Consider the following 24,819-nt stretch of genomic DNA (forward strand, 5'->3'; position numbering starts at 1 on the left):
ATAATCATCCTCTCTTATCTATAAGTTATAGCTTGAACATTGCCAGTCCTTCTTAAAACACTTACGACTTCATCGATCCCTATATCAAATAGGATGTCTCCCTGTCTTTCGGACTGTTTCCTGTTAGGTTCGATTACTAGTCTATGATTCCCTTCTACTTCGATCACGTCGATGACCCTACCTCGGCCTTTCCCCTTCTCTACTGAATCATAATCGATATAGATCCCTTGTTTAATATCCGTTGTCATTTTGTCACCCCCATTCTAACTATGTCCCTTTTTAACCTTTCTACCTCTTTTATCTCCTCCTCTGCTTTTATAACAGAGAGCTTCTTCCTAAGCGTTTCCTTCTCTTTTTCTAGCTCCACCTTTCTTTTTAACTCTTGCCTTAGATCCTCTACAGCAGGATCAATGATAAAGCATGAGGTAGTAGGATAAGCCGGGAAATCAACACATGATATTTCAAGGATCTTCTTGAACTTAGTAATCTCTATCAATGTATCATTACCTAGAACATAGATTCTATCCTCAGCTCTATGGAATGCGAAAGACATTTTATTTGTTAGCCCTGTCTTTACCATCTCAAAGAGATCTCTTCCTGCTGTAGTATTGGCAAGCTTAGCCTTAAACCTTAGGCCTATACTATCAACAGTCAGCTCAAGCGATTTATTCTTTGTCCCAGCCATGATCATAACGTTATCATTATGGTTATACCTTAGGACTACATCACTTAGGTCTACACCTTTAAGAGACTGAGGAGATATAATCTCATAATACTTTTTCCCTTCGTGCTCCCAGAGTAGGGTTTGCTGATTGAATACTATCGCATACCCACCAATTATCATTTCTTCTTTTTCCATCTAGATATCATCCCCTTATTAGTCATTGAGCTGGAGGAGCTCGTTGTATGCCTTCATAACATTTCTTGTAAGGTTGATAGAACGTACTACTTCATGAACATAAAGATTATATTCTTCTGGCTCAGGATCCCAGCTCTCAACCATTTCATTGATCACAACTTGAGCCTTAAGCCACTCCTTCATATTGGCCGTTATGATGCTCTGCAATTCCTCTTTCCTTGTTTTACTGCGTGTTTTCTTAGCCTTCATCTTCTACCACTTCCTTAGTCATTCTATCGAACATCCTTTCTCTTAATATAACCAACCGCTCAACTGGTGAACTGTTTTGACCTCCGTCTACCTTTGTATTTTCAAATCTATTAGATCTAACCCACGGCGTTGACTCATCAATATATCTCTCCAATGATTTTGAGACCTTAGGCCTTCTTAGGATCCTTAATCCCTGCTGCTTCAAAGCTGTAATTTCATCCAGGGGTTTGCTTAGTATCTCTGCGATCTCTTTAGTATCATAGGAATCACACCCTAACCCCATATTCATTCTAAGAGTCACATACTGATCATGGGATAAAGCCTCTTTTGCTAAGCTTATAACCTGATCATTGACTATTGAGGCGCAAACATCATCCTCAAATAAAGCCGTTGGATCCTCTATAAGATCGCTCAGAATTGTATCTTCTTCCTCCCCAATCAGTACATCAAGGCTCCCCACTTCTCTGGTTATTAGTAATAGATCCTGGACATTTTGGATAGTTGTGTTTAAGTCAATTGCGATTTCTCTTACTGTAGGCTCTCTTTCAAGATCATGCAGCAACTTTTCCTTTGACTTAATAAGCTTAAGTACTTCGGCTCTCCTATGCTCAGGGATCCTGATCAGCTTCTCCCTATTAGCGAGATATCTGTAAATAGCTCCTTTTATAAGCATGGCTGCATAACTCGAGAAGCTGCCCCTCTCTTCGTTGTATGTATCAATAGCATTCATCAATCCAATACAGCCTTCCTGGAATAGGTCCTCAGCTTCTCTGCCTGGTGAATCCGGTCTTTGGTATCGATTACTCATGTATCTCACTAATTTTAGATTGTGAAGTATTAAAAGCTCCCTTGCTTCCGCGCTGCCTGATTCCCTATGCTGCCGGAGGAGCTCTAATTGATGATCATCGCTCAATTGGTTTAGTAATTTCTCATTCACCTTTCACGCCCTTTACTAAATATTAGATCCTCTGCATTGGCAATTACCGTTTGTCTCAGGTCTTAAACATAAGAAGTTTTCTAAATTCTCATCAACCGGCTCAATTGACCCTTTACTATCGAGATATAAGGGTTTTATAGTCTTGTGCCCCCAATCATCCTGTAAAAGAGCAATCCCGACAACTGGATACGCTTCCTCGGATTCTTTATTCTTGAAAATTGCGTTTATTTTCCTTTCAGTGAAGTGTACTTGCTTGATGTCAAGGTTTTTCATTATCTCCTACCTCCTTTGTTCGCATTCCTTCCAAGTCCATTTTTTTCAAACGCTCTTACTTATAAACCAGCTTGTATTATAAGTATTTTTCACTTCCCAAGTTGTAATGCGGAGTTTCTCGGTAATTCTCATCGAATATAAACCCCTCAAAGTTCTCCACATCTTCAGCAAATTCCATTTCTCCATCATCCATACAATCGATTGCTCGTACAAAACGTTCCCCTGGTCTATCTTTGTCTTCAACCAAAGCTAATGCTACGACTCTGCAATATATTTTTGGTATGGAGTCATATACCGATTTCATATCAGATGGAGCCGGTATTATTTGAATAATTGAGTATTCTCTAATTTTTTTCATTGTTTTCCCCCTATCCTATGTCATTCCAATTAATTGCTTGCTGGACTTCTTTGAATCCATCAGGTACCTCGAAATCAGATATCTCAAAGTCCTCGCTGAGATACTGTTTCCAGCGGAAGCCATACCCTAGGTATTCCCCTGTTAGATTGTCAATTTCGAGTATTAAACCGGTCTCAGGATCGTAATGGGTATCAACACTGATTAGATCAGGATAATATCTATTTTTTAGGACCGATATCTTTCCATCTATCCCCTTCTCAAGCTTCTCCTCATCATAGTTTCTTTTTACAGAGAGGATCACATCCGCCTTATTATACAAATCACTAGAGCCGCTAATCTGTTCGAAATCCATTTCAGAGCCTTTCCCGACGGTTTTATTCGGATGAAGAACTAATATTATATGAATCTTATAAGCTTTCGCCATGTCCGATAACCTTTGCGCAAAGTCGCCTTGCTTTTCATACTTCTCAGCAGACTTTTCAATACTGAGTATGCTCATTAAATTATCGACTACTACTAGATCAGGCCTGTTTATTTTGATTTCCATCTCCATGAGTTGCAGAAGCTCCTCAGTAGTCTTTAGCTTTGAATCTCCCTTATTAAAGATAGTGAACTTCCCTTCGTGCCATTTTCTAAGAGCTTCGAGTACTGGCTTTTTTGGTTCTTTATAGAATCTTCTGTTGATCTTCTTAAAGTCAAAATACTGCTCATTTCTTCCTATTACCGCCTTATATAAGTTATTTATTAGTATCTCCTGTAATCCCTCTCCTGCAATTAATAAGCATTTATGACCGGTATTTATTGCTGAAGCTAAAACCTGATTAATTAGAGTTGACTTTCCTCCGTTGCTCCTACCCGTTACAAGAGTTAAGATTCCAGGACCCAGATCATTGATCGCATAATCTATCGATGTCAATCCAGTAGGTATATACTTTCCTTCTGTTTCGTTTAACCCTTCGTATGGATCAGTATCAAGATTTCTTAAGCCTTCTATCTTTTGTGATGCTGAACGGATTATCTCTTCTATTTGTTTAGATCCATACTTTAGAAATACATCAGAAATATCTTTCAATCCTTTGAAGCTGGATTTGTCCGGCAGCTTAACGCTTATATTGAATCTATCGATAAAAGCCTTTTCCATACCTTCACCGGCTGAATCATTATCAGCTATTACGATTAACCCCGGGAACTTCTTGAGGAACTCTCCTTCCATCCTGAATAGCTTATCGAGGCTATTTGCGCCGGTTCCAATGCTTGATACATTAGCGAAGCCTACCTGATGGAGTATCATGCAATCGAACTCACCCTCAGTTATTATAAGAGGCTCTTTTGTTGATAAATTTGATTTATTAAACAACCCAAACATTGACCCTTTAACTGAAAAATATTTCGGCTGCTGGTTTTTAAGGTTCTTTACCTTCCCGCCTGTCAAGGATCCTCTGCTGCTTAAGTAGGGGATCAAAATATTTCCATCATGATTTGATAGATTAAAATATGCTGCCGTTTCCTCAGATATGCCTCTACCTAATAAATAATCAATTTGTGATTGAGTCAGATCTCCTAATTCAAACTCAAAGTCATTTTCAGCTGAAAAATCGGCCTCAGCATTATCCAATAATCCATATTTTTCGAGTATCTCAGCATGGTTCAGACCTTGCTGTCTATGGAGTTTGTAGATATCGATCTTTTCTCCACATGTAAAACAGTAAAACTGTAGAGCCTTTGGATCCCAGCTCATAGATGGGTTTCTGTCTCCGTTCTTATGTGCTGCCTTGTTTGGACATTTATATTTAGTCCCTACTTTTTCAAGATTCATACCGTCTGATATTAGCGATTCAGCCTCTTGGCCAATACTTTCCTTAAGCTCTCTGATCGTGATCATGTTTTTCTCGCCTCGATTCCGCTTCTTCGTATGGTACAATCTGAATTTTAGGCTTGGTCATTAACCTCTCCAGCTCAGCTGCTTCGAGCTCTGCCATCTTTTCATGATAATCTCTGTAGACTGGCTCTTTCTTAGGGCCTGGAGGAGCTTTTACCGGCTCTATATAGTCTTCATAAGCCCCATTGAAAAAAGTTGATCCATGTTTTATAAACCGCAGCTCGAATCCTTTTGTTTCTTGCTTATACTTATCTATAGCTTGGAGCATTTGCTCCTCTGGTACTTCATTGTAGAGTTTTAGTTTCTGCTTTGCTGACACTGAAGACTTACCTTTCTTGCTAGGATAAGCAGCCCATATTTTTTCAAAGTATTCATCGTAGTGTTTTTTGGTAACAGCCGGAGGATGAAAATCGGGCACAGTTTCTTTAAAGTTTTCTTTCTTTCTTTCTTGGTTAGTCAATTCACTAACTGTTGAGTTAGTCAGTTCACTAACTGTAGTATTACTATCTTGACTAACTGAATCTATTTCACTAACAGTTAGTGTTTTAACTAACTCCCAACTGTTCACGTCTTTGTTGAGTCCTACAATCCTACTACCACTAAAAGTAGGTACTGCAAGTTCAGTTAGAACATTCATTTCTATTAAGTTCTTGAGTTCTTTTTGAATGTGCATTTTGTGCTTTTTTGTGGCTTTAGCCAGAAAAGTTAACGACAACTTATGCTCTTTTCTTTGAAAACCATAAGTGTATCTAATAACTACAATTAGGATGCTTAATTGGGTCCCGTTAAATCCCAACTTTGGTATTTCCTCTAATAATTCGTTTGCTATCCTGGTGTATCCGTTATCTAAATCGACCTTGCCCACATCGCTCCTACCCCCTTTCATCCAATCCGTATAGGATATTGTCTACAGCTGCCTTCGGAGTTGGATCTGAGATTCCAAAAGCATTCTTAGAATCAAGGGCCTTTTCATTTTGCCTAGCTTTGGCAACTGCTACACGTTTCATTTTTCGATTATTTCGTTTAGTTTGCTTATCTGTTAACATGCTAATTAAGCCTCCTTAGAGCGATTAAGTCCCTTCTCGAGATTATTTAACTTTCCTCAAGAAACTTGATGGTTCTTGAGGATATTCTGTTTTTAGATTGCCATTCATTAAATCTTGGATCCTATCTTCGAGGAGCTCCATATCAAAGATTATTTTCCCTCTCGGCCCTCCAACTCTCATAAAAGGGTACTTGCCTTGAAGTGCTCCTCTTCTAAGTTCAGTTTCTGTAAATGGAGGGCCTAATATTCTGGCTGCTTCTTTCAATGTCGCTTTTTTGCCCATCTTATTTCCTCCCCTTGATTTCTGCGATCGCATTTTCGACTCTCACAATTACCTCAGGAGGAAGATTTTCAGGTCTTCTGAGGTAACGGCTTAGCGTAAACTCGTTGACTCCAATCTTTTCTGCAATTTCCCATTGCCTGATTTTCTCGGCTCTGATCTTTTCTTTGATGTTCACAGTGACACCTCCGTTCTTATAGTTGACAACAACAATAACTTAGTTTAAGATTATATTAATTCTATATTTGTTATTGCAGTTGTTGTTCTATAATTAGTTTATCAAGTCATTTCAGAACTTCAATTTAATTCATTTTTCTATAATTTCAGCGTTAAAATTTATTTATATTCCATTTATATAATTTTTGGGGGTGCTTTGAAAGATGGCGGCAAGAAAAAAAAACAGTGAATTTAAGGAAGATCTAGCGATAATACTTTCAGAAAGACTTAAAATTGTCCTAGAAGAAAAGAGTTTAACAAACAAGGAGGTCTGCATCATATCAAAAAGACGGGGCTTTGATATCACTGAGAGTTTACTATCAGATTTATTGAATCCTAAGTATAAACCCAGATGGCCTGGCTATGATAAAATAGCGGCGATTGCTGAAATACTCGACGTTTCAATAGATTATTTAGTAGGTGGACCGGCTATGGTTAAGGATCCAGACGTGCAATTAGTTGCTAAGATGTCAGGTTTGTCTGATGCAGCCATTAACAAGCTATATAGTTGGGGTGAATTGAAAGATTCAAGAAAGGATGAGGGGGTAGTAGTGACGACTGCCGTAAGCAATATTCCTCCAAACGAATTGAGTAACTTGATAATGCATAAAAATTTCAAACAGCTCATCGATTTAATTAGGTCTTTATCCTATGTCGAAATGATTGCTAGAAATAAAAAAATGAGGGTAAAGAACAGACAAATGGGGATTTACAAAACTAGAGTTCTTGTTAATGAGTTTGGCAGCGTTGCGGCATATAAATTTATTCTGAATGAAATCGTAGAAACTTTCAAAACTATGCTTATTGATATCTATAATATTGATCTCACAAAATCAGAAGTTAGAGATGCAACTCAAGCCGATTTTGATGATTTTTAAGGAGGCGGAGAATAATGGCCAGTACTAGAAAAATAAACGATGATACTGTAGAAATAACAGTCTACCTTGGTAAAGACTCTCAAGAGAATCAGATCAGGAAATTTAAAAGAATCACTCGACCAGCTGGTATGTCTCAAGGCCGATGGGAAAAAGAATCTAAGAAGCAAGCTGATGAGTATGAGAAGGAGCTTAAAAAATACTTCAATATAGATGCAGATATCTTATTCGAGGACTTTGTTACGAAATGGCTTGAAGAGTACGCTAATATGAATCTCGAAGCTACTACTGTAGATCTTTACAAAAGAGAGCTAAAGAACAAGATCCTTCCAAAGCTTGGGAAGGTAAAACTTGGAGAGCTAACGCCGATCCACGTCTTGACATTCCTTAATAGCCTATTAAAAGATGGGTGCAGGTTTGATGGTAGACCAGGGTCATACTCTGATCGTACGATCAAAAATAACTATGTAATAATAAGCTCTATCATGCAGCAGGCGGTATATTGGCAACTGGTAACTGACAACCCTTGCAATAAAATAAAGCCTCCAAAGAATAAGAAGTCCATTAAAGGCTATTCAGATGACTCTATTCAATTCTATGATGAGGAGCAAACTATAAGGCTCATCCAGCTCATCAATAAGCAACCTCTTAAGTTTCAAGCTGCAATATATATTGCTTTATTTTGTGGCCTAAGAAATGGTGAGATTCTCGGGTTAACCTGGGATGATATAGACTTCAATAATATGACTTTGAGAGTTAACAAGGTAAGAGCATGGACCGAAGCAGACGGCATGATAACTAAAGCTCCTAAAACAAGAAGCTCCATAAGAACTATCAGTGTTCCGGATACAGTCCTCAAAGTATTGGCTGAGTATAAGAAGGATCAAGAAAAGGAAATCGAGATCCTGGGTAACCTTTGGGACGAGGCATGGTTCGATACCTCATGGCTATTTACGCAGCAAGAAGGAAAAGGAATGTATCTTCAGACTATATCCAAATGGTTCAAGAAGACTGTCAGCGATCATAATGATTCAGTAATGAGGGATCCCAATATAAAACAGGATGACAAGATCAAGCATCTTCTCCCGGTCCTTAGCATCCATAAGTTGAGACATACTTCAGCAACTCTGCTCATAAGCAAAAATACAGACGTCAGGACCGTTTCTGCTAGGCTTGGACATGCTCAGACTAGTACTACTATGGATATTTATGTTCATGGGCTTAAAACGATGGATAGGACGGCTAGTAATGCACTGGAGGAGCTATTGATAATAGATAAGAATACCCGGAAGAGGAAAATGAAGGTAGCAAAATAATTATTGATGCGTATCTATATGAACCTTTAGAATCGATTTTAAGTATCCAAATTTACTGTGATGGGTAAACCCTCATTGAATGTATTATATCCCCGATTTGCCCATACTCAGCAATGGAGAATTGAGTTAAATGACCTGATTAGTTGGGTCATTTTTTACTGCAAGTCATGAAACCGCACTATTATTGAATACTTTATTGAAATTTCAACATTTACTCAAGCACAAAAACCGCACAAAAACCGCACAAAAACCGCACTAAGTTATGAAAAACGATAAAAAATGGTGATAAGTCAAGAAAAGTCAAAAACAATAAAACGCTTAATATCAATGGTTAGAGCAACTTATCGCAAGTTATAAAAAGGGGCTCCTAATACTGGGGGACTTGGGGCCGTAGGTTCAAATCCTATCACTCCGACCATGAAGAAATGCTGTTCTTAATAAGGACAGCATTTGTTTTTTTGCATAATAAAGTCCTGGTAAGTACTTACCAGGACTTTATTGAAGCCACTATCTCCATTTCGTGTTTCTTTTCTCTGCCCATAAGCTTCTGAACCGATTTCCGGACATCTGCTCCGTTATATAAAACATTATATATCTCTTTGGTTATTGGCATATCAATACCTAGGCTGTTCGATAAATTGTATGCAGCCTCTGTGGTTTTAATACCTTCAACTACCATACCAATCTCTTCAACAGCCTGAGTCATTGTATAGCCCTTACCAATCAGGATACCAGCTCTTCTATTTCTACTGTGCATGCTCGTACAGGTCACTATAAGGTCACCAATTCCAGAAAGACCGGAAAACGTATCAGCCTCAGCTCCTAAAGCAACTCCCAGTTTTGACATCTCGTATATCCCTCTAGTCATTAGGGCGGCCTTTGTATTGTCACCATAACCCAGTCCATCAGAGATACCTGCACCTAAAGCTATAATATTCTTTAGTGCTCCTCCCAGTTCTACTCCTAAAACATCTGGATTGGTATAAACCCTGAATGATGGGCTTGAAAAAACATCCTGGACCAGTTCTGCAACCTCTTTACTCCTGGAGGCCGATACTACGGTCGTAGGGATTTCTCTGGATACCTCCTCCGCATGTGATGGCCCTGACAAAACAGCAAATCCGTTGTTCGGGTAATATTCGGATACGATCTCTGAGATCCTCTTCATAGATCTCATCTCAATTCCCTTTGCAACGTTAACGAATATTTGCTCAGATTTCACAGCATCACCAATGCTCTTCAAAACTTCACGAATACTGTTTGTTGGAACGGCAAGCAAGATTATCTCACTGTCTTTAACGACATCCCTTGCTATAGTTGATACCTTAATATTTCCTGGTATGCTGATACCTGGTAAATACTTGGCGTTCGTCCTGCTGATATTGATCTCTTCAGCTTGCAATTCACTTCTTACCCAAATATGCACATTAAATTCCTTCTGAGCTAGCATCATAGCCAATGCTGTGCCCCAGCTGCCACCTCCCAGGATCCCAATCTTGGCGTACATTTAATCACCTGCCTATCCTATTTTCATTTCCAGCAAGTAAACGCTTAATATTTTCTCTATGCCTATAGTATCCTAATATGGCCAAGACAAGTGTCAGTGCGGTCATATATGGGTCTTTTATAAAAACTCCAAAGACTGTAAGCAAAAATAATACAGTCAGAAACACAATCGATCCCAAGGATACATACCTGGTTATGATTGCAGTCAGAATTCCAATGGTCACGCTTAAAAGTGTCGTTGGGAAGCTCAGGACTGCCATTGCTGCAATTGTCGTAGCTATACCCTTTCCTCCCTTGAAATTAAGGAATATCGGCCAATTATGTCCGATAACTGCAAATAATGCTGAAATATATCCACCGAATTCATTATGAAGATAAATTCCGATTAAAACTGCTGCCACACCTTTTGTAAAATCCATTAAAAATGTTAAAACTCCAAGTTTTTTGCCCATGATCCTAACAGCGTTAGTAGCACCTGCGTTACCACTACCGTGTTTTCTAATATCAATTTTCATGAACAGCTTTCCCACGAAATATGCGGACGAAAAGCTGCCTATCAGATAGGATAATGCTGCTATGACTGCAAACCTCATATTACTCCCCTTTTTCTCTGAACTCAAATATTATTGGTGTGCCAGTAAATCCAAAGTGGCTCCTTATTTGATTCTCAAGATATCTGACATAAGAGAAATGCATCAGTTCTTTAATATTAACGAATATTACAAACCTTGGTGGTTTCACAGAAACTTGAGTACCATAATAGATTTTTGCTCTCTTGCCCTTATCGGAAGGAGGTTGGTTCATAAGAATAGCCCTGTTTAAAATATCATTAAGTACCCCAGTACTTATCCTCATATTATAGTTGTTATTGACAATATTGATCATCTCTAGTAGCTTGTCAACTCTTTTCCCTGTTTTTGCGGATATGAATACTATGGGGGCATAATTTATGAAGCCCAGAGTTTCCCTTATTTCTTTTTCATGGCTGAGATAAGTTTTGTCATCTTTATCCACGACATCCCATTTATTGACAGCAACTATGATGGCTTTTCCGTTATCGTGAGCATATCCAGCAATTTTTGTATCCTGCTCAGTTACTCCCTGTGTCCCATCGACTACCAGAACACAGATATCAGCTCTGTCAACTGCGGTTAGGGTCCTTACTACAGAATATCTTTCAACTTTCTCAGTTATATACCTCTTCCTTCTTAATCCAGCAGTATCAACAAAGATGTACTTGTTTCCGCTGTGTTCAAAATAGCTGTCTATTGAGTCCCTGGTGGTCCCAGGTATATCCGTGACTATAACTCTTTCTTCTCCAAGGATATGATTGATCAGGGATGACTTACCAGCGTTAGGTCTGCCGATAAATGCTACCCTTATGCTTTCATCGTCTTTATTAGTATCGCTGTCCTCAGGAAAATATTTTACAACTTCATCCAATAGATCTCCTAACCCCAATGACTGTTCTGCTGAAACAGGCATAGGTTGTCCGAGTCCAAGCTCATATAGCTCGTATAGCTCATCCGGGACTTTTCGGTTATCAATTTTATTCGCCACAAGTATGACTTTTCTTCCAGACTTCCTAAGGATCTCAGCTATTTCTTTATCTGTAGTAGTCAAGCCTTCAAGTCCGTCTACTACGAAAAGGATCGCATCAGCAGTTTCAATAGCCATTTCTGCTTGCTTCTTGATGTTCTGCATAACAATGTCGTCCTTCTCTGGTTCAAGGCCACCTGTGTCTATTATTGTAAAATGTCTTCCCAGCCATTCACCTTCAGCATATATCCTATCTCTTGTTACTCCTGGTACGTCCTCAGTTATTGCTATCCTTCTACCAGCCAATTTGTTGAACAGAGTTGATTTTCCAACATTTGGACGACCTACTATACAAACTATCGGTCTGCTCACGACCTCACCTCTTTCATAATCGATTCTAAAAACTCTCTACCATCCACAGGCACTAATCTAAGCCTGTTCATAAGAAATTCACTTGCTTGACTAAATGTCATATTATCCAGGAATATGTCCTCATCTCTTTTCATCATTGATCTAGGGATAAAAACTGCATCGTATTCTCCACTTGCTCTTACTTGGTCAACGAGGTCCCCTCCGGTTATAAGGCCAGAAACAGTTATAGTCTCACCAAAGAAATTATTCTTGATTGGGATGACATCGATCGTCAGCCCCGATATCTTATCTCTGATCATATCTGACATGCTCTTCATAAAAATCGCTGCGAGCTTTCCCGTTGCTATAAGAAATCTTTTGTCAGATAAACACGCTTCAGTGTCATCTAGTGCCTCCGTCAATTCAGTAGAGAAGGATCTTAGCAACCCCACTCCATTCTCATACTGTGGAAACCCCTCATAAAAGTCATGATCTGGAAGGGCTTTTCCTGAAACACAATAAAACTCGTCGGAAGCAAATACAAATCTTGTACCAATACTATCCAAATACACATGCTGCATCTCTTCAATTTGTTCTATAAGCGTAGAAGCGGAAGCTAGATCATATATTCCAAGCGAGTCCAAACCATCCCTATATTTTGTTATACCAACAGGAACAACTGCTACAGAATTAACTGAAGGATACAAAGATGAGAGATCATATATGGTTCTCTTTAGCTCTGCATCATCGTTCACGCCAGGAACCAGAACTATCTGACAATTCATCTCCAGACCAGCCTCATGGAACCTCTTTAGAGTTTCAAAAATCATACCGGCTTTTTTGTTTCTCAGCATTCTGATTCTTAGCTCAGGATTTGTTGTATGAACTGAAACATTGATAGGACTTAGCTTATAGTCAATTATCCTTTGAATGTCGTTTTCTTTCATATTTGTCATGGTGATAAAATTCCCCTGCAAAAATGAAAGTCTAGAATCATCATCCTTAAAGTATAGAGTATCTCTCATGTTTGGTGGTAATTGATCAATAAAACAGAACATACATTTATTCTGGCAGGTCTTTGCTTTATCGATCAGCGGATTGGTGAATATTATGCCAATATCCTCATTAAAATCCTTCTCGATCTCGAATTCCCAAAGCTCTCCGTCTTTTTTCTCAATAACGATATCAAGAATTTCATCTGATATTAGATACCTATAGTCTATAACGTCTCTTACGGGCATTTTATTTATACTAACGAGGATATCTCCGGGATCTATACCCAGCTCATCAGCTATGCTTCCAAGGACTACGTCCTCTATTATATTTCTTGATTCCCTGATATTTGTAATTTCCATTTTAATTACCACCTGAATAAAAAAATAGAGAGCCTACAGATGACTGTAGGCTAAATTCCTGGACTAATAGAGAGGAAACTTATCGCAAAGGTCATACACTCTTTGTTTGACCATGTCCTTGTCACTTTCCGGACTTAACGCAAGATTTATCAACTCTGCAATTTCCTTCATTTCGACTTCCTTCATACCTCTTGTCGTCATGGCAGCCGTTCCGATCCTTACCCCGCTTGTAACAAATGGACTTTCAGGATCATTAGGGATAGTATTCTTATTGGTTGCCATACCTACCTCGTTTAGCATAGCCTCTGCGGCCTTGCCTGTCAAGCCTTTATTTCTAACGTCGATCAGGATCAGGTGGTTGTCAGTACCTCCACTTACCAATCTGAATCCGAATTCCTTTAAGCCTTCAGCCAATGCATTGGTATTAGTTATGATTTGTCTTTGATAAACCTTGAAGTCATCCTGTAATGCCTCTCCGAATGCCACTGCTTTAGCCGCAATAACATGCATCAACGGTCCTCCTTGGATACCCGGGAAGATCGCTTTATCGATCATCTTTGCATATTCAGCTTTACATAGAATAGCCCCACCTCGAGGACCTCTCAAGGTCTTGTGGGTAGTTGTTGTAACAAAGTCAGCATAAGGGACTGGATTCTGGTGAAGTCCAGCAGCGACAAGACCTGCTATGTGAGCCATATCGACCATAAGGTAAGCTCCAATTTCATCAGCGATTTCCTTAAACTTTGAAAAATCTATCTCCCTGGGATAAGCACTGGCTCCTGCAACTATCATTTTAGGTTTTTCTCTTATTGCAATTTCTCTAACTGCATCGTAGTCTATCATCTCAGTCACTGGGTCCACGCCATATGCAACGAAATTATAATAAACACCGGAAATGTTTACTGGACTGCCATGAGTCAAGTGACCTCCTTGTGAAAGGTTCATTCCAAGCACCTTGTCACCAGGTTTCAGAAATGCAAAATAAACTCCTAGATTTGCGTTTGATCCGGAATGAGGCTGAACATTTGCGTGATCAGCTCCAAAAAGCTGCTTTAACCTTTCTATGGCTAATTCCTCAGCTAAGTCAACTATCTCGCAGCCACCATAATATCTCTTATTTGGATATCCCTCTGCATATTTGTTTGTCAACTGGCTGCCCATTGCCTCCATTACCGCTTCTGAAACAAAATTTTCAGAGGCAATAAGCTCAATGTGCTTATTTTGTCTGTCGATTTCTCTCTGTACGATTTCCATCATTTTAGGATCTGACTTTGCTAAATTGGTAAAATCCATAAACACGACTCCTCTCGAATCAATTTTGATTAACCCTCTATGCCTTTACACTACTCAAGCCTATTATTTGGTATACTTAAGCATAATCTCAATTAGTTTGTCCATATCCTGCTCTTTACCATCAGGTGATTCGAGCAAACAATGTTTCATATAATTCTCAAGGATAAGTCCGCCCACATTGTTAAGTGCGCTTCTTGACGCAGAAATCTGTATCAGGATATCTCCGCAGAATTTATCCTCCTCGACCATTTTCTGTATACCCTTAATTTGGCCTTCTATTCTTCTAAGTCTTACAATCAAAGAATCCTTGTCAGTCAAATCAGATCCCTCCTATAGCTTTCTGGTCATAACAATGACACTTTCATCCTTCTTGGCAAAGCTTTTATCAATGATCCTAATAACAAGGAAAGATACAGCAAGAAAAGCGATTCCCACTGCGAAGCTTAAAAGCTCATGGTTAGCGGTGTCAGCACCTTTGAAAATCAAGTTTCCTACGATGATCCCCATTATTAAAAATGCAAATGGGATCATATAAATAATAGTTATATACTTCATTATATTCTTTTGAATCGCCTGAAGTTCTACGAAATCTCCAGGCTTAGCATCAATATTATTTTTAAGCACAACATAGTGTGGTTTTTCCTCGCAAGAACTTGCGCAGCCTTTACAACTGCCTCACCCAGCTGTCCTCTTTACTTCAAGCTGCACCTTGTTGTCTCCCACAAATCCCGTCACATATCCGATTTGTTCCATTCTATATATCCTCCTCCCTTAAGGCAATATCCTTGATTACTTCACCAGCTAGTATGAGTCCTGCAACAGAAGGTACAAAGGAAACGCTGCCTGGTATCGCTTTTCGTCTGTCGATATCCCCAAGATTCACGTCAATAGGCTCTTCTGGCGAATAAACGACCTTAAGAGCCTTGACTCCTCTTTTTCTAAGCTCATTTCTCATGACCCTTGCCAACGGACATACCCTGGTATTGTATATATCGCTAACCACAAAAGCCGTAGGATCAAGCTTATTGCCTGCACCCATAGAGCTTATTATAGGTATACCCATTTCCAGTGAGCTTGTAACCAAATCTACCTTTGATGATATCATATCTATCGCGTCAATTATATAGTCAAATGAAGGATCAAGAAATTCCAGTTTTGTATCTTTTGTATACCGCTTCTGTACCGATTCTACTGTTAATCCAGGATTTATCTCCATAAGTCTATCTCTCATCACGTTGACCTTTGGCAAACCAACTGTCTTTGATGTCGCATGGAGCTGCCTGTTTATATTTGTTAAATCAATAGTATCGTAGTCAACTAGAACCAGACTGCCGACCCCAGTTCTGGCTAACGCCTCTACGGCATAGGAGCCTACTCCTCCAATACCAAATATCGCTACCTTGCTGTTGGCAAGTCTTTCCATTCCATCAGCACCCAGCAGATAGGATGATCTTATAAAAGCATTATTCATTATCCACATCAACCTTTATGTGGGCTTCAGTCAGCTGCTCAGCAGTTACATGTGTTGGTGCACCCGTCATCAAGCATGTTGCAGACTGAGTCTTTGGAAATGCAATTACGTCTCTTATATTTGAAGATCCAGAAAATAACATTATAAGCCTATCCAAACCGAAGGCAATACCGCCATGGGGAGGAGTTCCATATCTGAAGGCTTCCAGAAGGAATCCAAATTTATCCTGAGCTTCTTCCTCACTAAGTCCGAGAGCCTTGAACATCCTGCTTTGAAGTGTTGAATTGTTGATCCTTATGCTTCCTCCACCCATTTCATCTCCGTTTATTACCAAGTCATATGCCTTTGCCCTGACCCTATCTGGATTGCTCTCCAGAAGTTCAATATCCTCTTCCACAGGGTGAGTAAATGGATGGTGTTTTGCAACGTATCTCTTAGCTTCTTCATCGTATTCAAGTAAAGGGAATTCAGTGATCCAAAGCATTTCATAGTGATCATCCTTGAGTATCCCAAGCCTTTTAGCAATCTCATTCCTAAGGTTGCCCAAACTATCAGATACAATGGACAGCTTGTCAGCAACCAAAAGGATCAGATCTCCTTCCTTGGCATCCAACCTAGAAAGAAGTGTACTCATATCATCTTCACTAAAGAACTTACCAATTGGGGAGGTTATCCCTTCATTAGTCACCTTAATCCATGCTAAACCTTTTGCACCATAGGTCTTAACGTATTCTTCCAGGGAAGCTATGTCCTTTCTAGTAAAGCTTTCACCGTGACCATTGATGTTGATACCCTTAACTGCCCCACCATTGGCTACTGCGTCAGAAAATACCTTGAAGCCTGCTCCGGATACAATATCTGATATATCATTAAGCTCAAATCCAAACCTTAAGTCTGGTTTATCCACTCCAAATCTGTTCATAGCTTCTTCATAAGACATCCTTCTAAGTGGCAGCTCAATATCGATGCCTTTTATCTCTTTGAATAGTCTTTTCATAAGCTTTTCGTTCATTGCAAGTACATCATCTACATCAACAAAGCTCATCTCTATGTCTATCTGAGTGAATTCCGGTTGCCTGTTTGCTCTTAGATCCTCGTCTCTAAAGCATTTTACTATTTGATAATATCTGTCCATACCCGAAACCATCAACAACTGTTTAAGAAGCTGTGGTGATTGAGGAAGTGCATAAAACTGGCCAGGATTTACTCTGCTTGGTACTAGGTAGTCTCTTGCTCCTTCAGGAGTAGGCTTAGTAAGGACAGGAGTTTCCACTTCAACAAATCTATTTTCGTAGAAGAAATCTCTAACTGTTTTCGCTACCTTAGCTCTCAGCTTAAGATTGCTCTGCATACCAGGTTTTCTTAGGTCAAGATATCTGTATTTCAATCTCATGGATTCACTTACATTATCATCGTCCTTAATGTAGATCGGAGGAGTTTCGGCTTCGTCAAGTATCTTTAGCTCAAAGGCAAGAAGTTCAACATCTCCTGTGATCATATTTGGATTCTTTGACTGCCTCTCTCTGACGATACCCTTTACGGCTATTACATATTCAGTCCTTATATTTTCGGCTTTCTCAATCAAATCCTTCGGAACGCTATCGTCAAACACTATCTGTGAGATCCCGGTGGTGTCCCTGAGATCAATAAACAACAATCCTCCGAGGTTCCTTTCCCTCTGAACCCAACCCATTAAAGTGACTTCCTTACCAACATCATTGATGCGGATCTCTCCGCACATCATATTTCTTCTCATGTTTCCCATTCTTTCTCCCATTATTTCTCCCTCCTAAAAATAAAATAAGCCCCTCATCTCTGATTTTCAGGGACGAGAGGCAATCTCGCGGTACCACCCTAATTAGGCTATCCTCACTCTTTTTTATAACGCTTCTCGCGTGCGGTAAATCCGCAGACTCCAGGGTGTCTTCACCAAATGTAAGGGTCAGCTCTCACCATTCGCTGACTCTCTTTACCTTATTTATCTGATTACTGGTCCCTATCCTTGCCATTATCTGTAATTGCTCTAATTATATGATATCAAGAGGATTAGTGTCAATAGGTTAATCAACGGGTTTGATCAGTTGACTGATCAATGAGCTCCTCCTTGCAAGGATCTCATCGATCCTATCCATATAACCATTTAGATCCTTGGGGTTTGGGATCCTTATTATAGCTCCTGTTCTCTCATTATAAAGCTTAGACACAGAACCCATTCCAGCAGCGATTATAGTTTGTTTCTCCTCCATTATGGCCACATTATAAACACAAATATTTTGTGATCTGCTATAACCAATATTTTCATAATTGCCTAGTATCTGTTTCTGTCTATAGAGATAATAAGGTGCCAGACCAACCTCGGCTGCAAACTCGCTGGTTAGTTTGAGCATTTCTCCAACCTTTTCTGCTTCGTACACCAAATAAGCATCATCCTTCTCCATAAGACTCGAGCCTTTCTTTAGGGAAAGGGTATGGACAGTCAAGTTATCAGGCTTTAAGTCCTTAAGCTTCTCAAGTGTCAAACGTACATCATCAGGCCCCTCACCAGGTAAGCCTAAAATCAAATCCATATTAACTACGTTTATACCCATCTCCTTAGCCAGATTGTAAGCTACAATAATATCATCTGGAGTATGGTCTCTTCCTATAAGCTTGAGGGTATTATAGTTCATCGTCTGAGGATTGATACTAATCCTATCGACGTCATATTTTTTAAAAAGCTTAAGGTAATCATGATCAATTGTGTCAGGTCTGCCAGCTTCAACTGTAAGTTCAAATGAGGAAGTAAACAGACTTCTGACTTCACTAAGTAACCTCTCCATTAAATACTTAGGTAGGGCAGTTGGCGTACCACCGCCAAAATATACCGAATCAAGTCTCCAACCATCCATTATTTCATGGATGCTGTTTATCTCTCTTATTAAAGTATCAATGTATGGATCCATTTGATTACGGAACTTTGCTGAAGAAAGAGAAGGAAAAGAGCAATAAATACATCTTGTGGGACAAAAAGGTATCCCGATGTATAAACTGTAGGTTTTACCCTTGAAGGAGTCAGTTAAAGGTGCTTGAATAGAGCTGATTTTTACAGCAAGCTCTGCCTTATCTTTATCAATCAGGTACCCTTTCATAAGGATTTCTTTGATTACTTCATTGGTTGCTCCGCTCTCTCTCAAAGCTGAAGAAATCTTTAATGGCCTTATCCCCGTTAGTATACCCCATGGAAGTGATTTTTCGGTCAAGCTGCTCAGAAGCTTATAATACGCCCTTTTTGCTGCAACTCTATCAACCGCTTCACGATTACGCAGTATGTCTATCTCTTTTGCGGAGGCAGTATAAATCAAAGGATTATCTTCAAGCCCCTTGATACTAGCCTTAAAACCCCCATTTTCATATTCAAGGTAGATGTGCGATGCAACAGCTTCATCAGATACTGTTTCAAAAAATTGCTCACCAGGCATAAATGCCCTTGCCAGCTCAAAGAGGTCGTTGTATTTAACTTTATCAGTTCTATTTACGATACCTATCATTATTTTTTCCTTACTTATTTCTTAAGAAACGGATTTCTTAGTCTCTCATGGCCTATTGACGATTCAGGCCCATGTCCTGGATAAACAATAGTATCATCTGGAAGCCTAAAGAGTTTATTTTTGATGCTTCTTATTATAGTGTCGAAATCACCACCATAAAGGTCCGTTCTTCCTATTGAACCTTTAAAGAGTGTATCTCCTGTAATCAGATTTCCTCCACCATAAAGACAAATTCCACCTAGTGTGTGTCCAGGGGTATGGATTGTTATAAGCTTCTCATCTCCAATAGTAATTTCATCTCCATCTGTAAGGAGTAAGTCAGGTTCAAAGTATACTTCACCCATTGCCATTGAACTTGACATATTCAGTGCACTGCTTTTTACCATCTCAAGATCAGCTTTGTGGACCATAACAGGAACAGACAAAGCTTTTTTCAAAGCCATGACTCCTCCAATATGATCTCCATGGCCGTGGGTCAGAATTATTGTCTTGACCTCAGCTCCAATTTTCTTTATCTCAGATAGCAAATACTCAACATCTCCACCCGGATCCACAACAATTGCCTCGCTCTTGTCCGAGGAGGCAACGATATAGCAGTTAGCTGCATATATGCCAGCCTGCAATCTCTTAATTATCATTTAATCACCCTCTAAAATTGCTTTTTACTGTCCAAAAGTATAGTCACTGGCCCGTCATTTACATAATCAACCATCATATGGGCTCCAAAAATTCCCTTATCTATGCCAATGCCCATATTCTGAATTTTATATATAAATTGATTGTAAAATTCTTCACCTTTTTCAGGAGCAGCGGAATCTGTGAAGCTTGGTCTTTTACCCTTACGGACGTCTCCGTATAATGTGAACTGTGATATCGCAAGGATCTCTCCTCCAATATCCTGAACAGAAAGATTCATTTTTTCATTCTCGTCTTCAAAAATTCTCAGTCCTGCAACCTTCTCAGCCATATACTCGATATCATCTGGTGAATCTTCCTTTCCTACACCAATATATACCAACAATCCCTTTCCAACTCTACCCACAATCTTATCATTCACTTTTACCTCCGCACTGCTTACTCTTTGAACCACTGCCCGCATAAATGTCCTCCTTATGCTGTTACTCTATACACGTCAAAGACGTTTCCAATCCTTCTCAACCTCTTCATAAGATCATTTAGCTGCTCCTTGTCATGTATCTCAAGTGTCATATTGATCATAACGGATTTATCCTTGTTAGTTCTGGCATTAAGCGACAATAAACCAACGTCTGCATCGTTTACTCTTAAAGCTATCTCTGCAAGCAAACCTGGCCTGTCTGTCGCCCTTATCTGGATTTCTGCACTATATGATGACTTCTTTTCTATGTCCCAGCTTACCTCTATCGACCTTTCCTCCTGACCTTCAAGGATAGTTGATAGATTTGGACAGTCTGTGCGGTGAATCGAAACTCCTCTGCCTCGTGTGATGAAGCCTACTATGTCATCACCTGGAACTGGATTGCAGCATTTTGAAAACTTTATCTTAACATTGTCGACATCTTTAACGATTATTCCATGAGTCGGCCGTGGCTTTGACTTGTTTTGTGACTTTTGAATTTTTGACTCAACTATTTCTTTTTCACTGGGCTTAAAATGCTCGCTGTATATTTCCTTAAGCTTGCTTATTACCTGGTTTATTGTTATACTTCCATAACCAATTGAAGCATAGAGGTCCTCTATAGAGCTTATACTTACTTTCCCAGCTACATTTCTAAGCCATTCGTCAACTAGTATATCCGATGGGCGGTACCCTAAACGCTTGATCTCTTTCTCAAGGGCATCCTTTCCCTTGGCTATATTGAGATCGCGTTCCTTAAGCTTGAACCATTGCTTGATCTTTGTTTTTGCCTGATTGCTCTTTACCAGCTTCAGCCAGTCCCTGCTTGGTCCGCTGCTGTTTGCGCTTGTTATTACCTCAACAATATTGCCATTCTTTAGCTTGTAATTAAGTGGCACTATTCTGTTATCAACCTTTGCACCAACACATTTATTGCCTACATCGGTGTGGACTCTGTATGCAAAATCTATCGGCGTTGAACCATCAGGCAGATTTATGACATCACCCTTTGGCGTGAACACGAATACCTCGTCAGTAAAGAAATCGATTTTAAGTGTTTCCATAAATTCCTTAGGATCGTTAAGGTCTGTTTGCCACTCAAGAAGCTGTCTTAACCAAGTTAGCTTATCATCAAAATTATTTCCCTTAGCGTAACCCTCCTTATATTTCCAGTGAGCAGCAATACCGTATTCTGCTGTTCTATGCATCTCATAGGTTCTTATTTGAACCTCAAATATCTCGCCCTTGTTTCCTATTACAGTGGTATGCAATGACTGATACATGTTAGGCTTGGGCATTGCTACGTAATCCTTGAAACGGCCGGGCAATGGCTTCCATAGCGTATGAACGATACCTAATGCACCATAGCAGTCCTTGATATTGTCAACAAGGATCCTTACGGCAGTTAGATCATATATTTGTTCAAATGCCTTCCCCTGGTACATCATCTTTTTGTATATGCTGTAGAAATTCTTCGGTCTTCCGCTTATTTCACATTTAATGTTCATTTCACCAAGTTTCTCATACAATTCATCAGTGATCTGTTTTATAAATGCTTCTCTTTCAAGTCTTTTCTTAGACACCTTCTCAACTAAGCTATAATAATTCTCGGGATCGAGATATCTCAAAGACAGATCTTCCAGCTCCCACTTGATTTTTGAAATACCTAGTCTATGAGCTATCGGTGCATATATCTCAAGGGTCTCAATAGCTTTTTCCTTCTTCTTCTCATCAGTCATATACTCCAGTGTCCTCATATTGTGAAGCCTGTCAGCAAGCTTTACTATGATCACTCGAATATCCTTTGCCATCGCGATAACCATTTTTCTGAGATTTTCAGCCTGGTTCTCCTGCTTAGTCTTGTACTGAAGTTTCTTCAGCTTAGTTACACCATCTACAAGATCAGCTACTTCTTCTCCGAACTCTTCCTTTATCTTGTCATAAGTGATACTGGTATCCTCAATTACATCATGGAGCAAACCTGCAATTATAGTAGCTGTATCCATGTTCAAGTCAGCAAGAAGAAGAGCTACCCGGAAAGGATGGACGAAATATTTTTCGCCCGAGTTTCTAACCTGGCTCTCATGAGCAGCCTCAGCAAAGTTATAAGCTTTAATGATAAGCTGCATATCAGCATTTGGATTATACTGCTCGATCCTTAGGAGTAAATTCTCCAACATAGTAACACCTTCTCGCTATTCCATGAACCGATAGCTGTCGATAATAAATTGTATGCTTGTCCTTCCCATGTAGTCATTCACGGAAGGATAATAAACTACGTCCATGCTGATAGAGTTTCTCAGCCCAGCCATAGCATTGTCTACCTCTTTCTGCCCAAACAATCCCCTCGCACTGGACACCCAAAGCTCTGGATCACTGAAGATTATTCCTTCCAGTTTTTCTGTATAATCTTTACCAATTATTAGCTTAAGCACATTAGAATTTTTACCAAGAATTGAAGCTTTATGAACCTTAAGACCTTTGAATCCAAATAATGGCTTAGGGTTACCTTTGCCAAATGGTTCCAGCATTTCTATTTCTCTCAATAGATTCCAATCCAGTAATCCAGGATCAAGGGGCATTTCAATGTATATTTTGGGATTTAAGTCTTCTTTAGTCAATCTACTGTTTTTATTCAGCATTTCTCTTAATTGTCCAATATTTGCATCCCTTAAACTAAGTCCGGCAGCCATTGGATGCCCTCCAAATCTTTCCAGAAGATGACTTACTTTATTGAGTTCATCAAAAATATGATATCCTTCAATAGACCTTGCGGAACCTTTTATCCCCTCTTTGCCTTGAGTCAGAACTATTGTAGGTCTATTATACTTCTCTTTCACCCTGCCTGCAACAATGCCAGCAACGCTTTCATGTATTAGAGGATCGAATGCAACTATAACATTCTGAATTCCAAGCTGAGTCTCGATGATGTTTACTACTCGCTCTACGCCATCCCTGGTCAGAGACTGCCTTTCCTCGTTAAGCTCTCTCAGTCTGATCGCTTTACCCATGGCTTCATCACTTCTCTCACTTAAGAGGAGCTCGAGACCTAAAATGGCACTGTCAAGCCTACCGGATGCATTGAGACTTGGCCCTAAAATAAAGCCAACGTGATAGACTCCGAGCTTTTTGTCAGTAAGGCCACTTGCTGCTAATAGAGCCTTGAGCCCTATATTTTTGGTATTGTTTAGTCGTTCAAGACCTCTGGCTGCGATTATTCTGTTCTCACCAACCAGATCAACTACATCGCATATAGTTGCTAATGCAGCAATTTCAAGCAAGTCATCATCAAAAACCTTAATGCCAAATCTTTCAAGTAAGTGAATCGAAAGCTTTAGTGCAACACCTGCACCACACAGCATCTTTTCTGGATAAATACAATCATTCTGCTTGGGATTTATAACCGCATCTGCTTGAGGAATTTCTTCTGGGATATCATGGTGGTCAGTTATTATTACCCGCATACCCATTTCTACCGCTAACTTTGTCTGGGTGACTGCAGAAATTCCATTATCAACGGTAACTATTGTGTCGACACCCTGTGCTTTAGCCTCAAGAACTAGGAATTGGTTGATTCCATAACCATCCAGAATTCTGTCTGGTATAACGTAATCTACAACTGCACCAGATCTATACAAAGCTTTGTAAAGGATGTATACTGAGGAAATTCCATCCACATCATAATCCCCAACGATTCTTATGCGCTTCCCGTGTTCGATACAATCCTGTAAAATATCTCCGGCAATTATTACGTCTTTCATCAATTCAGGCTTATGCATTCTATCAAGCTTAGGATCAAGAAATTGATCGATATCATTTTTCTCAATAATGCCACGGTTGGCAAGAAGAATGGCCAATTCCCTCGAAATATTGTTTTCCCTTGCCATTTTATTAACGTCTGCTTGCATCCCCTTGATGAACCATCTACTCATTTTCCCACTCCATATAAAGAAAGAATTTAGATAATTTTATCTAAATTCTATCATCAAATTCTGTCAATTACCAGAAAAATCATTGTTTTGCCCGCTGCCTTCATAGAGCTTCTCTCCTCTTGAATACAACAGCTTGAGCTGATCTTCCTTTGTTTTAACAAGAGTTTCCAGCTGATTCTTATCGCTGGTTAGCACATTTATCTGTCTGTTAAGATCCTTCAATTCTTTCTTATGTCTTATCTCCCTGGCCATTCCGAATAGTACAGCAATCGCAGAACCAAGCAATACACTGATAAATATTACTATCGCCTGTGACAGCTGGACCTTTGCGAATAGAAAGTCGATTTCCACAACGTCTCCATTACTAAGAGCAAAGATACCGATTATTATTGCCAGGATCAAGATAAAAATCAAATTCTTTTGCATAATATCCCTCCATTGAATCTTTATGCCTATTTTTAC

Annotated in this window: 28 protein-coding genes and 1 other annotated feature; of the genes, 2 read left to right on the plus strand and 26 right to left on the minus strand. The window is 39.5% G+C overall.

Annotated features, from left to right (window positions below; genetic code table 11):
- Nucleotides 1–14: 14 nt before the first annotated feature.
- The 11 genes from AC4PHB_RS04725 to AC4PHB_RS04775 all read right to left on the minus strand — a co-directional run bounded on the left by AC4PHB_RS04725 (nucleotide 15) and on the right by AC4PHB_RS04775 (nucleotide 6,058).
- Nucleotides 15–248 carry a hypothetical protein gene (locus AC4PHB_RS04725; RefSeq protein ID WP_492137485.1) on the minus strand — a complete coding sequence of 78 codons (234 nt, stop codon included), beginning with the start codon at nucleotides 246–248 and terminating at the stop codon, nucleotides 15–17.
- The gene (locus AC4PHB_RS04730) at nucleotides 245–859 is read right to left on the minus strand and encodes an HK97 family phage prohead protease (RefSeq protein WP_492137486.1); all 615 of its coding nucleotides are present in this window, start codon (nucleotides 857–859) and stop codon (nucleotides 245–247) included. Before AC4PHB_RS04730 ends, AC4PHB_RS04725 begins: the two co-directional genes overlap by 4 nt.
- Nucleotides 860–877: 18 nt before the next feature.
- Nucleotides 878–1,108 carry a hypothetical protein gene (locus AC4PHB_RS04735; RefSeq protein ID WP_492137487.1) on the minus strand — a complete coding sequence of 77 codons (231 nt, stop codon included), beginning with the start codon at nucleotides 1,106–1,108 and terminating at the stop codon, nucleotides 878–880.
- A complete protein-coding gene (locus AC4PHB_RS04740; RefSeq protein ID WP_492137488.1) occupies nucleotides 1,098–2,045 on the minus strand; it encodes a sigma-70 family RNA polymerase sigma factor in 948 nt (315 codons plus the stop codon). The genes AC4PHB_RS04735 and AC4PHB_RS04740 overlap by 11 nt, the downstream gene beginning before the upstream one ends.
- 15 nt (nucleotides 2,046–2,060) lie before the next feature.
- Nucleotides 2,061–2,318 carry a hypothetical protein gene (locus AC4PHB_RS04745; protein ID WP_492137489.1) on the minus strand — a complete coding sequence of 86 codons (258 nt, stop codon included), beginning with the start codon at nucleotides 2,316–2,318 and terminating at the stop codon, nucleotides 2,061–2,063.
- Nucleotides 2,319–2,394: 76 nt separating this feature from the next.
- A complete protein-coding gene (locus AC4PHB_RS04750) occupies nucleotides 2,395–2,676 on the minus strand; it encodes a hypothetical protein (RefSeq protein ID WP_492137490.1) in 282 nt (93 codons plus the stop codon).
- 10 nt (nucleotides 2,677–2,686) lie between these two features.
- Nucleotides 2,687–4,558 carry an AAA family ATPase gene (locus AC4PHB_RS04755; RefSeq protein WP_492137491.1) on the minus strand — a complete coding sequence of 624 codons (1,872 nt, stop codon included), beginning with the start codon at nucleotides 4,556–4,558 and terminating at the stop codon, nucleotides 2,687–2,689.
- The gene (locus AC4PHB_RS04760; RefSeq protein WP_492137492.1) at nucleotides 4,536–5,420 is read right to left on the minus strand and encodes a replication protein; all 885 of its coding nucleotides are present in this window, start codon (nucleotides 5,418–5,420) and stop codon (nucleotides 4,536–4,538) included. The genes AC4PHB_RS04755 and AC4PHB_RS04760 overlap by 23 nt, the downstream gene beginning before the upstream one ends.
- Nucleotides 5,421–5,427: 7 nt before the next feature.
- Nucleotides 5,428–5,601 (minus strand): hypothetical protein, encoded by a 174-nt coding sequence (locus AC4PHB_RS04765; RefSeq protein WP_492137493.1) that lies wholly within the window; start codon nucleotides 5,599–5,601, stop codon nucleotides 5,428–5,430.
- A 42-nt stretch (nucleotides 5,602–5,643) separates the two neighbouring features.
- Nucleotides 5,644–5,883, minus strand: a complete 240-nt coding sequence (locus AC4PHB_RS04770) for a hypothetical protein (RefSeq protein ID WP_492137494.1) — start codon at nucleotides 5,881–5,883, stop codon at nucleotides 5,644–5,646.
- A gap of 1 nt (nucleotide 5,884) precedes the next feature.
- Nucleotides 5,885–6,058 carry a hypothetical protein gene (locus AC4PHB_RS04775; RefSeq protein WP_492137495.1) on the minus strand — a complete coding sequence of 58 codons (174 nt, stop codon included), beginning with the start codon at nucleotides 6,056–6,058 and terminating at the stop codon, nucleotides 5,885–5,887.
- Nucleotides 6,059–6,260: 202 nt separating this feature from the next.
- Here AC4PHB_RS04775 and AC4PHB_RS04780 point away from each other — a divergent pair, with 202 nt between their 5' ends.
- Together AC4PHB_RS04780 and AC4PHB_RS04785 are read left to right on the plus strand one after the other, a co-directional pair.
- Nucleotides 6,261–6,974: a hypothetical protein gene (locus tag AC4PHB_RS04780; RefSeq protein WP_492137496.1), complete on the plus strand. Its 714-nt coding sequence runs from the start codon at nucleotides 6,261–6,263 to the stop codon at nucleotides 6,972–6,974.
- A 14-nt stretch (nucleotides 6,975–6,988) separates the two neighbouring features.
- Nucleotides 6,989–8,287 carry a tyrosine-type recombinase/integrase gene (locus AC4PHB_RS04785; RefSeq protein WP_492137497.1) on the plus strand — a complete coding sequence of 433 codons (1,299 nt, stop codon included), beginning with the start codon at nucleotides 6,989–6,991 and terminating at the stop codon, nucleotides 8,285–8,287.
- A gap of 484 nt (nucleotides 8,288–8,771) precedes the next feature.
- On the opposite strand, the gene AC4PHB_RS04790 is transcribed toward AC4PHB_RS04785, so the two are convergent.
- The 15 genes from AC4PHB_RS04790 to AC4PHB_RS04860 form a co-directional block, all read right to left on the minus strand.
- The gene (locus AC4PHB_RS04790) at nucleotides 8,772–9,794 is read right to left on the minus strand and encodes an NAD(P)H-dependent glycerol-3-phosphate dehydrogenase (RefSeq protein ID WP_492137498.1); all 1,023 of its coding nucleotides are present in this window, start codon (nucleotides 9,792–9,794) and stop codon (nucleotides 8,772–8,774) included.
- A gap of 4 nt (nucleotides 9,795–9,798) precedes the next feature.
- Nucleotides 9,799–10,386, minus strand: coding sequence for a glycerol-3-phosphate 1-O-acyltransferase PlsY (gene plsY, locus AC4PHB_RS04795; protein WP_492137499.1), 588 nt, complete (start codon nucleotides 10,384–10,386; stop codon nucleotides 9,799–9,801).
- Between the two features lies 1 nt (nucleotide 10,387).
- Nucleotides 10,388–11,704, minus strand: a complete 1,317-nt coding sequence (der, locus tag AC4PHB_RS04800; protein WP_492137500.1) for a ribosome biogenesis GTPase Der — start codon at nucleotides 11,702–11,704, stop codon at nucleotides 10,388–10,390.
- A complete protein-coding gene (locus AC4PHB_RS04805) occupies nucleotides 11,701–13,038 on the minus strand; it encodes a DUF512 domain-containing protein (protein WP_492137501.1) in 1,338 nt (445 codons plus the stop codon). Before AC4PHB_RS04805 ends, der begins: the two co-directional genes overlap by 4 nt.
- 63 nt (nucleotides 13,039–13,101) lie before the next feature.
- Nucleotides 13,102–14,331, minus strand: a complete 1,230-nt coding sequence (glyA, locus tag AC4PHB_RS04810; protein ID WP_492137502.1) for a serine hydroxymethyltransferase — start codon at nucleotides 14,329–14,331, stop codon at nucleotides 13,102–13,104.
- Between the two features lie 63 nt (nucleotides 14,332–14,394).
- Nucleotides 14,395–14,649 (minus strand): metal-sensitive transcriptional regulator, encoded by a 255-nt coding sequence (locus tag AC4PHB_RS04815; RefSeq protein ID WP_128425813.1) that lies wholly within the window; start codon nucleotides 14,647–14,649, stop codon nucleotides 14,395–14,397.
- 12 nt (nucleotides 14,650–14,661) lie between these two features.
- The gene (locus tag AC4PHB_RS04820) at nucleotides 14,662–14,955 is read right to left on the minus strand and encodes a SoxR reducing system RseC family protein (protein WP_492137503.1); all 294 of its coding nucleotides are present in this window, start codon (nucleotides 14,953–14,955) and stop codon (nucleotides 14,662–14,664) included.
- Between the two features lie 130 nt (nucleotides 14,956–15,085).
- Nucleotides 15,086–15,802, minus strand: coding sequence for a tRNA threonylcarbamoyladenosine dehydratase (locus tag AC4PHB_RS04825; RefSeq protein WP_492137504.1), 717 nt, complete (start codon nucleotides 15,800–15,802; stop codon nucleotides 15,086–15,088).
- Nucleotides 15,795–17,579, minus strand: a complete 1,785-nt coding sequence (aspS, locus tag AC4PHB_RS04830; protein WP_492137505.1) for an aspartate--tRNA ligase — start codon at nucleotides 17,577–17,579, stop codon at nucleotides 15,795–15,797. The genes AC4PHB_RS04825 and aspS overlap by 8 nt, the downstream gene beginning before the upstream one ends.
- Before the next feature lie 44 nt (nucleotides 17,580–17,623).
- Nucleotides 17,624–17,814: a binding site (T-box leader), on the minus strand.
- Nucleotides 17,815–17,862: 48 nt separating this feature from the next.
- On the minus strand, nucleotides 17,863–19,329 hold the full coding sequence (gene hemZ / locus AC4PHB_RS04835; protein WP_492137506.1) for a coproporphyrinogen dehydrogenase HemZ: 1,467 nt from the start codon (nucleotides 19,327–19,329) through the stop codon (nucleotides 17,863–17,865).
- Between the two features lie 14 nt (nucleotides 19,330–19,343).
- Nucleotides 19,344–19,967, minus strand: coding sequence for an MBL fold metallo-hydrolase (locus AC4PHB_RS04840; RefSeq protein WP_492137507.1), 624 nt, complete (start codon nucleotides 19,965–19,967; stop codon nucleotides 19,344–19,346).
- 11 nt (nucleotides 19,968–19,978) lie between these two features.
- Complete coding sequence (gene dtd / locus AC4PHB_RS04845) at nucleotides 19,979–20,428, minus strand: D-aminoacyl-tRNA deacylase (RefSeq protein ID WP_492137508.1); 450 nt, start codon at nucleotides 20,426–20,428, stop codon at nucleotides 19,979–19,981.
- An 11-nt stretch (nucleotides 20,429–20,439) separates the two neighbouring features.
- A complete protein-coding gene (locus AC4PHB_RS04850; protein WP_492137509.1) occupies nucleotides 20,440–22,605 on the minus strand; it encodes a RelA/SpoT family protein in 2,166 nt (721 codons plus the stop codon).
- Between the two features lie 15 nt (nucleotides 22,606–22,620).
- Nucleotides 22,621–24,357, minus strand: coding sequence for a single-stranded-DNA-specific exonuclease RecJ (gene recJ / locus AC4PHB_RS04855; protein WP_492137510.1), 1,737 nt, complete (start codon nucleotides 24,355–24,357; stop codon nucleotides 22,621–22,623).
- A gap of 63 nt (nucleotides 24,358–24,420) precedes the next feature.
- The gene (locus AC4PHB_RS04860) at nucleotides 24,421–24,783 is read right to left on the minus strand and encodes a LapA family protein (protein WP_492137511.1); all 363 of its coding nucleotides are present in this window, start codon (nucleotides 24,781–24,783) and stop codon (nucleotides 24,421–24,423) included.
- Between the last annotated feature and the right edge of the window lie 36 nt (nucleotides 24,784–24,819).

This window comes from Gudongella sp. QWL-04 (assembly GCF_058683975.1).